Origin of the sequence: Amycolatopsis sp. NPDC051128 (assembly GCF_040682715.1) — a bacterium.
GTDB lineage: Bacteria > Actinomycetota > Actinomycetes > Mycobacteriales > Pseudonocardiaceae > Amycolatopsis.
Map to the genome: position 1 here is coordinate 278880 of NZ_JBFBBN010000002.1, position 12818 is coordinate 291697.

17 protein-coding genes are annotated in these 12818 nt (G+C 70.2%); 7 read left to right on the plus strand and 10 right to left on the minus strand.

All coding sequences use genetic code 11. From position 1 onward, the window contains the following. The first annotated feature begins 13 nt into the window (after nt 1-13). Both AB0M82_RS03445 and AB0M82_RS03450 read left to right on the plus strand, forming a co-directional pair. Nucleotides 14-1351, plus strand: coding sequence for an FAD-binding oxidoreductase (locus AB0M82_RS03445; protein ID WP_364717307.1), 1338 nt, complete (start codon nt 14-16; stop codon nt 1349-1351). A 208-nt stretch (nt 1352-1559) separates the two neighbouring features. Next, on the plus strand, nt 1560-2294 hold the full coding sequence (locus AB0M82_RS03450; protein WP_364717309.1) for an SDR family NAD(P)-dependent oxidoreductase: 735 nt from the start codon (nt 1560-1562) through the stop codon (nt 2292-2294). A gap of 64 nt (nt 2295-2358) precedes the next feature. On the opposite strand, the gene AB0M82_RS03455 is transcribed toward AB0M82_RS03450, so the two are convergent. Genes AB0M82_RS03455 through AB0M82_RS03465 form a run of 3 tightly spaced genes read right to left on the minus strand, consistent with a single transcriptional unit; the run spans nt 2359 to nt 4789 of the window. Next, a complete protein-coding gene (locus AB0M82_RS03455; RefSeq protein ID WP_364717312.1) occupies nt 2359-3354 on the minus strand; it encodes an RNA polymerase subunit sigma-70 in 996 nt (331 codons plus the stop codon). Between the two features lie 48 nt (nt 3355-3402). Continuing rightward, nucleotides 3403-3738, minus strand: coding sequence for an EthD family reductase (locus AB0M82_RS03460; RefSeq protein WP_364717313.1), 336 nt, complete (start codon nt 3736-3738; stop codon nt 3403-3405). Between the two features lie 58 nt (nt 3739-3796). Beyond that, a complete protein-coding gene (locus AB0M82_RS03465) occupies nt 3797-4789 on the minus strand; it encodes a zinc-binding dehydrogenase (RefSeq protein ID WP_364717314.1) in 993 nt (330 codons plus the stop codon). A gap of 179 nt (nt 4790-4968) precedes the next feature. Here AB0M82_RS03465 and AB0M82_RS03470 point away from each other — a divergent pair, with 179 nt between their 5' ends. Beyond that, a complete protein-coding gene (locus AB0M82_RS03470; protein WP_364717316.1) occupies nt 4969-5403 on the plus strand; it encodes an SRPBCC family protein in 435 nt (144 codons plus the stop codon). A gap of 118 nt (nt 5404-5521) precedes the next feature. Here AB0M82_RS03470 and arsB read toward each other — a convergent pair whose 3' ends face one another. Further along, entirely contained in the window at nt 5522-6592 is a 1071-nt protein-coding gene (gene arsB / locus AB0M82_RS03475; RefSeq protein ID WP_364717317.1) for an ACR3 family arsenite efflux transporter, read from the minus strand. Nucleotides 6593-6618: 26 nt separating this feature from the next. Then, complete coding sequence (locus tag AB0M82_RS03480; protein WP_364717318.1) at nt 6619-7023, minus strand: arsenate reductase ArsC; 405 nt, start codon at nt 7021-7023, stop codon at nt 6619-6621. Nucleotides 7024-7158: 135 nt separating this feature from the next. Between AB0M82_RS03480 and AB0M82_RS03485 the strand changes: the two genes are divergently transcribed. Further along, complete coding sequence (locus AB0M82_RS03485; protein WP_364717320.1) at nt 7159-7590, plus strand: metalloregulator ArsR/SmtB family transcription factor; 432 nt, start codon at nt 7159-7161, stop codon at nt 7588-7590. Here the strand turns inward: AB0M82_RS03485 and AB0M82_RS03490 are convergent. Then, nucleotides 7575-7985 (minus strand): hypothetical protein, encoded by a 411-nt coding sequence (locus AB0M82_RS03490; RefSeq protein ID WP_364717322.1) that lies wholly within the window; start codon nt 7983-7985, stop codon nt 7575-7577. The genes AB0M82_RS03485 and AB0M82_RS03490 overlap by 16 nt on opposite strands. A gap of 128 nt (nt 7986-8113) precedes the next feature. Between AB0M82_RS03490 and AB0M82_RS03495 the strand changes: the two genes are divergently transcribed. Further along, entirely contained in the window at nt 8114-8512 is a 399-nt protein-coding gene (locus AB0M82_RS03495; protein ID WP_364717325.1) for a hypothetical protein, read from the plus strand. A gap of 81 nt (nt 8513-8593) precedes the next feature. After that, nucleotides 8594-9214 (plus strand): ATP-binding protein, encoded by a 621-nt coding sequence (locus AB0M82_RS03500; RefSeq protein WP_364717327.1) that lies wholly within the window; start codon nt 8594-8596, stop codon nt 9212-9214. 15 nt (nt 9215-9229) lie between these two features. On the opposite strand, the gene AB0M82_RS03505 is transcribed toward AB0M82_RS03500, so the two are convergent. From AB0M82_RS03505 to AB0M82_RS03515, 3 genes are all read right to left on the minus strand, one after another. Continuing rightward, complete coding sequence (locus AB0M82_RS03505; RefSeq protein WP_364717329.1) at nt 9230-9976, minus strand: GAF and ANTAR domain-containing protein; 747 nt, start codon at nt 9974-9976, stop codon at nt 9230-9232. 20 nt (nt 9977-9996) lie between these two features. Next, the gene (locus tag AB0M82_RS03510; RefSeq protein WP_364717331.1) at nt 9997-10743 is read right to left on the minus strand and encodes a GAF domain-containing protein; all 747 of its coding nucleotides are present in this window, start codon (nt 10741-10743) and stop codon (nt 9997-9999) included. 264 nt (nt 10744-11007) lie between these two features. Further along, nucleotides 11008-11571, minus strand: coding sequence for a hypothetical protein (locus tag AB0M82_RS03515; protein ID WP_364717333.1), 564 nt, complete (start codon nt 11569-11571; stop codon nt 11008-11010). A 593-nt stretch (nt 11572-12164) separates the two neighbouring features. Here AB0M82_RS03515 and AB0M82_RS03520 point away from each other — a divergent pair. Further along, nucleotides 12165-12344, plus strand: a complete 180-nt coding sequence (locus AB0M82_RS03520) for a hypothetical protein (protein WP_364717335.1) — start codon at nt 12165-12167, stop codon at nt 12342-12344. Between the two features lie 6 nt (nt 12345-12350). Here the strand turns inward: AB0M82_RS03520 and AB0M82_RS03525 are convergent, their stop codons facing one another. Beyond that, complete coding sequence (locus AB0M82_RS03525) at nt 12351-12815, minus strand: STAS domain-containing protein (RefSeq protein WP_364717337.1); 465 nt, start codon at nt 12813-12815, stop codon at nt 12351-12353. Nucleotides 12816-12818: the final 3 nt, after the last annotated feature.

A 12818-nucleotide genomic window follows, 5' to 3' on the forward strand; every position in this document is an offset into this window, starting at 1 on the left:
TGGAACTGAAACCATGAGTGATACGCTCCCCGCCGACGACAGCTCGACCTGGAGCGACGGCAGGAGAAGCGCGATGAAGTTCACCCCGTACTGGCTCGACACCGCACCGAAGGGACCCGACCGGTCGGGAACCGAGATCGGCGGCCGCGTCGGCGTGGCCATCGTCGGAGCCGGCCTCACCGGCCTGTCGGCGGCACTGCACCTGGCGCGCAAAGGTGCCGACGTGCACGTCTTCGAGCGCGAGACGGTCGGCTGGGGCGCTTCGGGCCGCAACGGCGGCATGGCGACCACGGGCATGGCGATCGGGTTCCGCGACGCGATCGACCGCTACGGGGTCGACGCCGCCAAGGCGTACTACCTGGCGTACATCGAAGCGCTCGACACCGTCGAGAAGCTCGTCGCCGACGAAGGAATCGACTGCCACTTCGCCCGTTCCGGCAAGCTGGTCCTCGCGGCGAAGCCGGCCCACCTCGACGGCCTGCGCAAGACCCAAGCCGCGCTGGCCGACCACCTCGGCCGCGAGACCCACCTGGTGCCGAAGAGCGAACTCGGCGCCGAGATCGGATCCGGCTCCTATCACGGCGGGCTCATCGACCCCCGGTGTGGCGGCCTGCACGTCGGCAAGTTCGTCAAAGGGCTCGCCGAGGCCGCGGCGCGGGCCGGCGCCACGATCCACGAGAAAGCACCCGTCGAGCAGGTCAAGCGACTCGGCGGCACGAAGCACGAGCTGGTGACACCGCGCGGGACCGTCCAGGCCGATCAGGTCCTCGTCGCGACCAGCGGCTACACCGGCCGGCCGTTCCGCTGGCTCCAGGTCAGGATCGCCCCGGTCGGCAGCTTCATCATCGTCACCGAACCACTGGGCGAGGAGGTCTGCGACCGGTTGCTGCCGAACCGGCGGATGGCCTCGACGACCAAGAACCTCCTGCACTACTTCCGGATCACCCCGGACCACCGGCTGCTGTTCGGCGGCCGCGCCCGGTTCGCGATGTCCAGCCCCCAGTCGGACGAGAAGAGCGGGCAGATCCTGCGAAAGGCGATGACCGACGCCTTTCCCCAGCTGGCGCACGCCCGCATCGACTACTGCTGGGGCGGCCTGGTCGACATGAGCATGGACCGGATGGTGCACGCCGGCCGGCAGGACGGCCTGTACTACTCGGCCGGCTATTCCGGCCACGGCGTCCAGATGGCCACGCACATGGGCAAGCAGATGGCCGAATACCTCGACGGGCGGCCGGAGGCCAACCCCTGGCGAGACTTGGCGTTCACGCGGATCCCGGGACATTTCGGCCCGCCGTGGTTCCTGCCCTTCGCCGGCGCTTACTACAAGTTCCGGGACCTCATCGGGTAGACCCTCGTCAACTGTTGACAGTTGACGATTCGTCGCGGACACTCATTACTGAGCAGTCCCGGTGGGGCCGAACCACGTCTGCCCGGTCGTGATCAATTTCGATGAGCTGATCGTCACCGACAGGGCGGGCACGTCACCGCGGCGGTGGCCGGTCGACGCCCGCGGATTCCTCAGCTGACCCGGCCCATCCCCCGAAGGAATGCCTGACATGAGACTCGAGAACGTCACCGCCCTCGTGACCGGCGCCGGCAGCGGAATCGGGGAGGCGGTGAGCGCGCGGTTCCGCCGCGAAGGCGCACGGCTGCTCCTCACCGGCCGCCGGGAGCGGCTCGACACCGCCGAGCCCGGCGACCTGTACGTCCCCGGAGACCTCAATGACGAAGCGTTCGTCGAGCGGCTGGCCCGCCAGGCCGCCGAGTCCTTCGCCACCGTCGACGTCGTCGTCCTCAACCACGGCCTGCAGGTCAGCGGCCCGCTCACCGAGATGGCCTACGACGACGCGAAGAACGTGCTCCACAGCAATCTGCTCAGCGCGTTCCTGGTGATGAAGCACTTCGCGCCGCTGATGCCGCCCGCGGGAGGCTCGTTCGTCTGCGTCAGCTCACGGCTCGGCATGGTCGGCAAGTCCGAGGAAGTCCTGTACTCCGCCGCCAAGGGCGGCCTGATCATGCTCGCCAAGGGCGCGGCGATCGAATGGGCCCCGCGCGACATCCGGGTCAACGTCGTCGCGCCGGGCCTGACCGCCACCCCGATCATCGAAGCGTCGTTCCGGCGCAGGCCCGACCCCGAGGCCTACCGCCGCCAACGCGAGGACCAGATCCCCCTCCGACGGCTCGCCAGCCCCGAAGAGATCGCCGACGCGATCCTCTTCCTCGCGTCACCGGAGTCGTCCTACATCACCGGAGCGGTCCTCCCGGTCGACGGCGGCTACACCGCGTTCTGAACACTCCGGAGCCTCCGACGTCGGCCCGCCCCCGTAGCCCGTTCAGCGGGGATCGGCCGGCGGCTCAGTGCGCGAGCACGTCCGGGAAGCCGAACGTCGCGACGAGCGCGGGATCGTGGAACTTGATCACGCGGGCGACGCCGGTGGCGGTGGGGGCCAGCACCACGGCGCCGTCGGCTCGGAGCGTGCCGTGCGCGTCCCGGTGGTACACGACGGCCGCGGGCTGGCCGTTGGCGGTGGTGGCGATCATCCGCCAATCGCCCGGCGTACCCAGCACGTACGCGGCCAGCACGTGGACGCACATCGCCCGGCCGGCCTGCCAGCCGCGGAACGGCGTCGCCTCCAGGGTGGCGTCGGCGCGCAGCACCTGCTCCAGCAAGGCGGCATCGGAGCCCTCGAACGCCGCGATGTAGCCGTCGAGCAGCGCCCGCGCCCGCTGGTCGGTCGGTTCGAGCAGGTGCTCGGGCGCCGGCTCCAGTTCGTCCAGCCGGGCACGAGCGCGCTGAAGACCGCTCTTCACCGCCGCGGTGGTGGTGTCGAGGATCTCCGCGGTCTCGGCCGCGGAGAACGCGAGCACTTCGCGCAGGAGAAGGATCGCTCGTTGCCGGGCGGGCAGGTGCTGCAAGCTCGCGATGAGCGCCAGCCGCACCGATTCGCGCGCGACCACCACCGCCGCCGGATCATCGGCGGGCGGGCTGATCCACGAGTCCGGCAACGGTTCCAGCCACGAGACCTCGCCCGGCGCGACCGGACCCGGCACGCGGCCGGGTTCGTCACCCGGGCCGGCCAGTCCCGACGGCAGCAGCCGGATCCGGCGCGGCTCCAACGCCCGCAGGCATACGTTGGTGGCGATCTTGTAGAGCCAGGACCTGATCGACGCGCGGTGCTCGAATCCCGGGTAGGAGCGCCACGCCCGCAAGTACGTCTCCTGCACCAGATCCTCGGCGTCGTGCGCCGAGCCCGCCAGGCGGTAGCAGTGCGCCAGCAACTCCCGCCGGAACCGCGCCGTCTCGGCCTCGAACCGATCTTGCTCCCGCGGCGCCCGCACCTCCGATGTCACGCCGCGAGCCTAGTGCGGCGGCATTTTCGCGGAGGCGGCATCGGACGATCAGACCTCATCGAGCCGCAGGATCATGCCGCGGAAAGTCGTATAGCGGGCCAGGTTCGCCGCGGCGTCCTCGGCGGTGCGCCGGCCGATCTCGGACCCGAGCGCGGCTTCGAGCGCGGGCAGGTCGTCCCAGTCCAGCATCACGACCAGGTAGCACGGCTCGCCGATCACGGCTGCCGGCTCGTGACTGCGGGTGTAACGGCGCAGGCCCGGATACTGCTTCGCCAACGGGATGTGGACCTCGTTGTAGTGGCGCTCGAACGCGTCGATGTCGGAGGGCTCGTCGTACATCACGACGAATCGCGCCCTCGGCGTGACGGCTGGATCGACGGTCATCTGTTTCGACTCCTGTCATGGGAACCTGGGGTGGCACCGGCTCGGTACGAAGGGTTTCTCAGGGCAGCAGGGCCAGTTTTCCGACGGTGGCTCTGGTTTCCAGTTCCGCGAGCGCTTTCGGACCGTCGGCCAGGTCGTACGCGGTGGGCCGGCCGGGGGTCAGCACGCCGGCGGTGATCAGCGCGGACAGCTCGCCCATGACCTCGCCGAAGATCCGCGGCGCGGCTTGGATCAGCGTCCCGATGTTGAGGCCGATGACGTGAACTTGGTGCTGGTACACCAGCTCCCAGTTGGAGATCGAGGCTTCCCCGCCCGCCACGCCGTAGACGACGACCCGGCCGGTGACCCGCTTGGCCGCGGCCAAGCTGGCCTCGAAGGTGGCGCCGCCCGCCGACTCCAGCACCACATCGACGCCGGCGCCACCCGTCAGCCGCAGGACCTCGGTGGCGAGATCGCCGCCAAGGGAGTCCAGGACGTGGTCGGCGCCCAGCGCGAGCACGGTCTCGTGCTTGCCCGGCGAGGCGGTCGCGATGACCGTCGCACCGTAGTGCTTGGCCATCGTGACCGCGGCCTGGCCGGTCGCCCCCGCCGCGGCGTGGACCAGCACGGTCTGCCCGGCGGTGAGGCCGCCCAGCGGCTTGAGCGCGGCCAGCGCGGTCGGCCGGTTCACGACCAGGCCCAGCGCCTCCTGCTCCGTCCAGCCGGCCGGCACCGGCATCGCCGCCGCCGCGGGCAACAGCATGTACTCGGCGAAAGCGCCGTTTCCGACGCCGACGACGCGGGCCCCCGGCCGCGGGCCGGTCACCGCCTCGCCCACCGCCACGACTTCCCCTGCCGCCTCGAAACCGGCCACGTACGGCGGCCGCGGGCCATCCAGGAACGTGCCGTGGGCCTTCGAGATGTCGGCGAAGTTGACGCCGGCGGCGCCGACGCGGATCAGGACCCCGCCCCGACCGGGAACGGGCACCGGGGCATCCGTGACCAGCCGCATGTCCTGGGGGCCGTTGAGGGAGGTCTGCTGCAACGCGCGCATGGTCGCGGGAGTGTCCATCGGCGATCGGCCTTTCGTTTTCGGCGTGCCCGGCGGGAGGCGCGGCCCGCGCCTCCTGCCAGGTAGATCCCGGCCACCCCGGAAAGGAATCGGCCACCGTCGACTCGCACCACCCCTGTCCGGCGGCTACGCTCGACCGGCACCGTCTCAACGAGACTCGATGAGACGAAAGGATGCCGATGGCGGTCGACGTCAGCCCCCGCAAGCTGGTGCGCCGCGCGCCCGCCGAGGTCGCCGCGTTCATGTTCGACCCCGCCAACGACCTGCGCTGGACCGGCGGCATCACCGCCAGCACACCCGCACAGCCCGGCCCGCTGATCGAAGGCGCCACCGTCGAGCGGACCGCACGGTTCCTCGGCCGCACCTTCACCTACGGCTACGTGGTCACCCGCCACGAACCGGATCGGCTCGTGGAACTGAAGGTCGATCGCCCCTTCCCCATGACCGTCCGCTACGAACTCGAACCACACCCCGACGGCACCCTGGTGACCATCCACGCCACCGGAGCGCCCGGCCGTTTCTTCGGCTGGGCCACCGCGCTGATGGCTCGCAAGGTCCGCCAAAGCATCACCGCCGACCTCGACCGGCTGCGACGCTGCCTGGAGAGCGGCTGACGACGCCCGCAGCGGACGGTCACTGTGTCGATCGTTACTAATCCGACCACAGCCACGGCCGAATGGCTTAGCAGCAACAGTTACGTGCCGCGTGAGGGTCGGCCTACTTTTGGCCGGATTAGTACTTCGGGGTCTTCTCGACCCACCTCTTGCGCAGCCACAGGCTCACGTAAACCAGCCCGACCAGGGCCGGGACCTCGATCAGCGGCCCCACGACACCGGCGAGGGCCTGGCCGGACGTCACGCCGAACACGCCGATCGCCACCGCGATCGCGAGTTCGAAGTTGTTGCCCGCCGCGGTGAACGCGAGCGTCGTGGTCCGCGCGTACGACAATCCGGAGGCCTTGCCGAGCAGGTAGCCGCCGCCCCACATGATCGCGAAGTAGGCCAGCAGCGGCAACGCGATCCGCGCGACGTCCAGCGGCCGGGAGGTGATCGTCTCGCCCTGCAGCGCGAACAGCACGACGATCGTGAACAGCAGCCCATAAAGCGCGATCGGGCCGATCTTCGGCAGGAACTTGCCCTCGTACCAGTCGCGGCCCTTGCCACGCTCTCCGGCCCGCCGGGACAGGTAACCGGCGGCGAGCGGAATCCCAAGGAAGATCACGACGCTCAGGGCGATTTCCCACGGCGAGAAGGAGACGCTTGTCGTGTCGAGGCCGAGCCGGCCGGGCAGCAGATCCAGGTAGAACCAGCCCAGCACGCCGAACATGATCACCTGGAACACGGAGTTGAGCGCGACGAGCACGGCGGCGGCTTCCCGGTCGCCGCAGGCGAGGTCGTTCCAGATGATCACCATGGCGATGCAGCGGGCGAGCCCGACGATGATCAGCCCGGTCCGGTAGTCCGGCAGGTCCGGCAGCAGCAGCCACGCGAGCGCGAACATCAAGGTAGGGCCGAGGATCCAGTTCAGGACCAGCGACAGGACCATGGTGCGCCGGTCGCGGGTGACGGTGTCCAGCTTGTCGTAGCGGACTTTGGCCAGCACCGGGTACATCATCAGCAGCAGCCCGAGCGCGATCGGCAGCGACACCTGCCCGATCTTGACGGCCTCGAGCACGCCCTGCAGACCGGGAACCACGCTGCCGAGCAGCAGGCCCACGGCCATCGCGGCGATGATCCAGACGGGCAGGAACCGGTCCAAGAAGGACAGTCGGTGCAGAACGTCGGCGTCAGCGGTCTGGGTCACGGACCGGGCCTCCTGGTTCGGGATGTTCAGTTGTCGAGGAGTTCGGCGACGAGGCCGCGGACGCGGCGGTCGATCTCGTCGCGGATCGGGCGGACCGCGTCCACGCCCTGCCCGGCCGGGTCTTCGAGGGGCCAGTCGAGGTACCGCTTGCCCGGGAAGACCGGGCAGGTGTCGCCGCAGCCCATCGTGATCACGACGTCGGAGGCCTCGACGTCCTCGGCGGACAGCTTGCTCGGCACCTCGGCGGTGATGTCCAGGCCCCACTCGGCGAGCGCCTGTGCCGCGGCGGGGTTGACCTTCCCGGCGGGCTCGGACCCGGCCGACCGCACCGCGATCCGGCCGAGCGCGTAGTGCTGCAGCAGCGCGGCGGCCAGCTGGGAGCGGCCGGCGTTGTGCACGCAGACGAACAGCACCTCGGGAGTGCGGGACATGGACGGTCCTTTCGGTGTCAGGTCGGCTGCCGAGCGGCTGGATCGAAGTCCGCCGATGCGATTGAAGACGCTTGGATCGACTCTTGTCAATTCAGCTGAGGTACGATCGACACCGCCGACCACCGAGGAGGAGCCATGGCCGCGCACAACGGTCACGTCCGCTCGAAACCGGTCGCGGTGACCCTCCTGCTCGCCGAGCCCGCCGCCGTCGTCTCCGGCACCGAGGCCGAGACGGCCGCGAAGCTGTTCAAGGCGCTGTCCGACCCGGTACGGATCCGGCTCGTGTCCCTGATCCGGCACTCACCCGGTGGCGAGGCGTGCTTCTGCGACCTCGCCGAGGACTTCGACATGCCCCAGCCCTCACTGAGCCACCACCTGCGGGTCCTCGTCACCGCCGGCATCCTCACGCGCGAACGCCGTGGCACCTGGAGCTGGTACAGCCTGGTGCCCGAGCCCCTTGCCGCCCTGGGACACCTGCTCCGCGAAGGCGGCCCGCTCGCCGACCGCCCCGCACCCCTGTCCGAACGCGCCGGCCGCGTCCGGCGCCGGCGTCAGGACGCCAGGTAGGCGGTCACGCGAATGCGCAGGTCGCGGATGTCCGCCAGGGCGACTGTGAAGGAGGGGACGGCCTGGTACCCAGCTGATGTGCTCCTGGCTTCGGCGGGGCCGGCCAGGTAGACGAAACCGTCCTCGGGATCCCGCGTCGGTGCCTGCCAGCCCGGCCCGGGCCGGTTCGCCGCGCGGCCACGCCAGTACCTGGGTGTCTTCATCACCTCGCCCAGCGCCGCCCGCAGGCCGGGGAGGGCGCTTTCGAGCACGCCGAGCCCGCGGCCCGGCCACACGCGCGGCAGCTCGACGGCGGCGTCCGGGTCCTCGGCCGGCGGAGCGAACCGGAAGACCACCTCGTCGTCCCGGATTTCCGCGGCCCACTCCCCCATCTGACGGGTGGCGACGATGATCACCGGCCGATTATCACCCGCCCGGTCGCGCACCGGCAGGCCGGGGACCGCTTGAGAAACTCGCGGCTCGGCGACGACCGCAGGTGACCGATGATCTAGCCTCGTGCCCGGCCCGCGAGCAGGAGGTAGGGGTGGACGATCTTCGTGCGCAGGCGGCGGCCGGCGCGCCGGACGCGATGCTGGCACTGGCCCTGCGCCTGGAGGCCGAACTGGACCCGTACGCCGACGACAACACCGAAGCGGAGCAGGAGATCGAGAACCTGCTGCTCGGTGCGGCCGAGCACGGTCTGCCTCGAGCGCTCGCCGAACTGGGATCCTTTCTCTGGCACGTTCAGGAGAACGACGAGGAAGCGCTGCCGTGGCTACTTCGCGCCGCCGATCTGGGCGAGGTCGACGCCATGAGCCTGCTGGGGGACATCTACGACTTCCTCGACGAGCGCGACACGGCGATCACCTGGTACGGCAGGGCCGCCGAGCACGGCGACGAGCAGGCGGCGGAAAACCTCGATCTGCTCAGCAGAAGCACCTGACAACGGCGCCGGCAAGCAACGCGGTGCTTTCCGCTGAACACTGGAGAACTCATCGATGGACCAGCCTGGAATGCTTGCCGGATGGACCAGGCAAGGAATCCGGGACGCACCACGACACATGACTGGACGAGCCAGGTGGACGTCGACCACCTTGAGCGCATCCGCGAAGCGCCGGCGCTGTTCGCCCCGGGCGGGGCGGCACATCTGATCCTCGAGGTCGTCGCTTACGCCGAGGAGGAGGCCGAGGCCAACAGTGGCGGGCGGTGTTCGATCACGCTGCACGCCGACGGGTCGATAGCGGTGTCGGACGGCGGGAGGGGAACCGCCACCGTGGTCGACCGGCAGGGACAGGTCGTCAAGAAGCCGGTCATGGTGTCGAGGGATCTCCGATTCTTCGACGCGCCCGACACGCCGTGTCTGCCGGACGGCCACCCGCGCAGAGGGATCTCGGTGGTGGCCGCGCTCAGCGAGTGGCTGGTGCACACCAACAGGCGAGACAACGGTTCCTGGACCCAACGCTACGAGAACGCACTGCCGGTGACAGATCTGATCCCGATCACCGCGGACGGATCCACGGGAACGGCTGTCCATTTCCGTCCGGCTGAGGCCGTTCGCGCAATGGGCGACGTGAAGGTCGACGAGTTGCTGAGCTGGACGGTGTCGTCGCCACATTTGTCAGTCGAGGTCAACGATCTGCGCTGAAACCGGCCTGCCCGGTCAGCTCCGATGGATCGCCGCCGCCGGGGCCAGTACGACCGCGGGCACGAGTTCACGCTCGGCCAAGGCACGAGCCACGTCGCTGAGCCGCCGGTTGGTCCGCCGGGCATAACCACGCAACGCCGTGAAAGCCGCGTCCATGCTCAACTGCCCACTGACAGCGAGCACACCCTTGGCCTGCTCGATGATCACCCGGCTGTTCAACGCCGTCTGCAACTGCTCGGACAGGATCTCCCCCTTGCGGAAGGCTCGCTCATGAAGAATCCCGATGGTCGCGGTGTCGGCCAGCCCCTGCGCCAACGCCACATCATCAGCCGACAACTCACCCGCCGTGTGCCCGAACAGGTTCAGCGCCCCGATCGTCTGCCTACGCAACCGCAACGGCAACGCATGCACCGACGCGAACCCGTCACTGGCCGCCTCAGCGGCGAACCGCGGCCACCGCCCCGCCTCCGCCGCGATGTCGGCCACCAGCACCGGGGTGCTGGAGGTGAAGCAATCGACGCACGGGCCCTCTTCGGTGTCGAGCTGGAACAGCTCGATCAGGCGCGCCTGCTCGGTGGAAGAGGCCAGCACCTGCAGCCCGCCCCGCTCGTCGACCAGGGTCAGCCCGGCCGCCTCGATGTCGAGCAGCTCCACACACTGCTTCACCAGCGTGTGCAGCAGATCAGCGACGTCGTAGTCATCGACCAACGTGTCCGCCAACGCGACGAACGCCCGGGTCACCTGTCGCTCACGGTCGGCCATGCCCACCATCTCCTCGTACCTCAGCTGCCTGCATCGTGACCCTCACCGAACTCCTCGTCCAATCGCAGCCGCCCGGCCACGACATCGCCCGCAATCTCGAGCAGCGGACGTCCGTGCCCGAACGCATACGCCCGCAACCGCGCCAACGCAGCCGAAGCAGGCAAATCCAGGTACGCGATCAACATCCCGGTGGCCTGATGCACCTCCCGGTACCGCATCCCCGCACCCTCCATCCACCGCCCGTCCCCATCCAGCCAGTGGTCACCGCCGGTCCGCAGTCCCGACAACGCCAGCGCGGCGACGTCGGCCACCTGCAACGCCATCGACAACTCACCAGGCCGCAACGAACCAGGCGTCCCCCGATAGGTATCCAACGTCGCCACCCGCACCGCCCCGATCTGCACCGGAAACGTGAACAACGCCGCCACCGGATGCACCACCGCCTCAGCAGCGAACACCGGCCACCCCGCCGGCGGCCCAGCCACCAGATCCGGCACCAACACCGGCCCACCCGCGACATAGGCCTCGAAACACGGCCCCTCGCCAAGGGAAAACTGCAACTCCGCCAACGCCGAACTCACCGCGTCACTCGCGTAGACAACCTCGCGATGCCCGGCATCGACCATCATCGACACCGCCGCACCATCCACCGGCAACAGACGCACACACGCCCGGCACACCCGGCCGACAACATCAACCCCGCTACCGGCCCCACCCTCCACCAACGCGGCCAGCACACTCGCACGCAGGACCTCGACCTCAGCCACCACGCACCCACCACCCGCCGGCCACCCGATCCACCCTCCGGTCCCCTCCGAGCAGGCACCCGTCATCGCCACCGCAACTCGGACACGACCAAGCCCGGATCAGCACCGCAGCCGCGGCCACGCGCCCAGATCGTACCCACGCCCCCCGCCTGGCGCCCGGCATCACGACACCGGCGCGGCGGTGATGTGCCGGCGCAGCGCGGTCAGCGCCCGTTGTGAGGAGCCCGCCGTCGACCATGGTCATGATGTCCCTTCCCCGCTCGGTCAGCCTCGGGCGGTGAGGTACGGAGCCGGATCGCTGCCGGCCTTCGCGCCGCTGTCGAGCCAGCGGAGGAACCCGCGGGGATCCCGGCGTTCGATCTCGTCGAGGAAGTCCTGCCGTCGCTGGACGACGACCTGGTGCGCCGAGTCGTCGGCGGTGATGAACAGGAGGAAGTAGCTGCGCCGCCAAGCCACGCACAGATCCTCGGTCGCCATGTCGGCCACCGCCACGGATGGCGCCGGCAGTGTGGCCGAGGTCAGGACGTCGTACGGTTTCGGCGCGGCGGGCGGCGCGTCCCGGAGCCCCGTCCGGTCGCGATGCCCGGCTCGCAGCCCGGCAACGGCGAGCAGGATCAGGACGGCCGCGGTGAGGCCGCCGCCCAACGCGGCCAGCAGCCCGGCGATCACCAGGTAGGCCGCGACGAACGCCGCCGCGGCGACAACGCCCGCCGGCATATCGGGCCTGCTCACCCCGACCGGTCGCCCACGCCGCAGCCGGGGAGCGCCGATGGCGACGAGAGCCCCCACGTTCGCGCCCACCAGGCTCCAGCCGATCAGGGCGTCCACGGAGGTGTTCCTCGCACCGATCATGGCCAGGACACAGCCCGGGACAATCAGGAGCGTTCCTGCCACGCGTGCCGACACCGTGCGCCTCGCCGTCCGGTCGGGCGCCGAGCCGGAGGGCCCGCGCCACGGAAACCACGACCGCCGAGGTCTGGGGCGTCGTCTTCACTATAGCCCCGCGGCCAGGGAGAACGAGGTCGCGGTGGAGCCCGCACCGGTCCCGGTCGTGGGGCTGGAACCGAGCCGGCTCCGCTTCGGGACCGCGACGGTTCAGGTCACGTTCGCGGCCGACAGCAAGGCTCGCCGGCCGGCTCGCGGGGAAACCACTCGCCTGGGTGAACCGCTCCCGGCGCTGCCCGTCCTAGGCTGGCAAACCGAGCCCCGGACCCCGGCGACCGACGACGTGCACCCCGGTGCACCGCGAGCGAAGGCGGGCGCCGGTGGATGGCGAGCAGACCGATCGGCAAGTGTCAGGCCAGACGGGTAACCCGCACCGGGCTTGGCCCGCGCGTCGCAGCGGTGGTTACCCACCCGGCTGGCTCGTCCGCTACCGCAGCCGCGTCGGTCGGACCGGTCCGGCGTCGTGTTCGGCGCCGATGTGGCGCGAGCACGTCGGGACTGTCGCGGGGCACAGTCTGCGCGACGAGCACACCAGCACCACCTGGGTGCCCGTCCGCCCACCGGGGGCGGCCTCCGATGAGCAGGCCACCCTGGTCCGGGCGACCGACATCGTCGACGCCCACCCACCCGGCTTCGGCGAGCGTGCCCGGAACTGACGACGATCATGGCGACAAAGCGCGCTGCTCCCTGGACACCGGGGCGGCGACGGCGGCCGCGCGCGAGGTGTGGATGACCAGGGTTTCGTGCAGCCGGGCGATTTGCAGCGGCCGCCACGTCGATCGCGTCGTCGCCACGACGCGCAGGTCGGTCCGCGGGGCGGCGCGCCGGTGGCAGGCGAGCAGCACCTCGAGCCCCGCCGAATTCAGGAAGCAGACCTCCGAAAGGTCCACCACGAGCCGCCGCGGGGCCCGGCGCAGGATCAGGTCGAGGGCGCGGTCGACCTCGGGCGCGGTGCGCAGGTCGAACTCGCCGTCCAGAGCCAGGATCGCGGTGCGGCCGATCAGCTCCTCCGACAGCTTCAGCCCGGACGGGAGCGCCGGTGTCCCGTGCGGGCCGAACATGAGCAATACCAACGATTCCGATGCGAGGCCGTGACGGCGGCGGGTGGCCAGCGTGCTGAGTTTCATGGG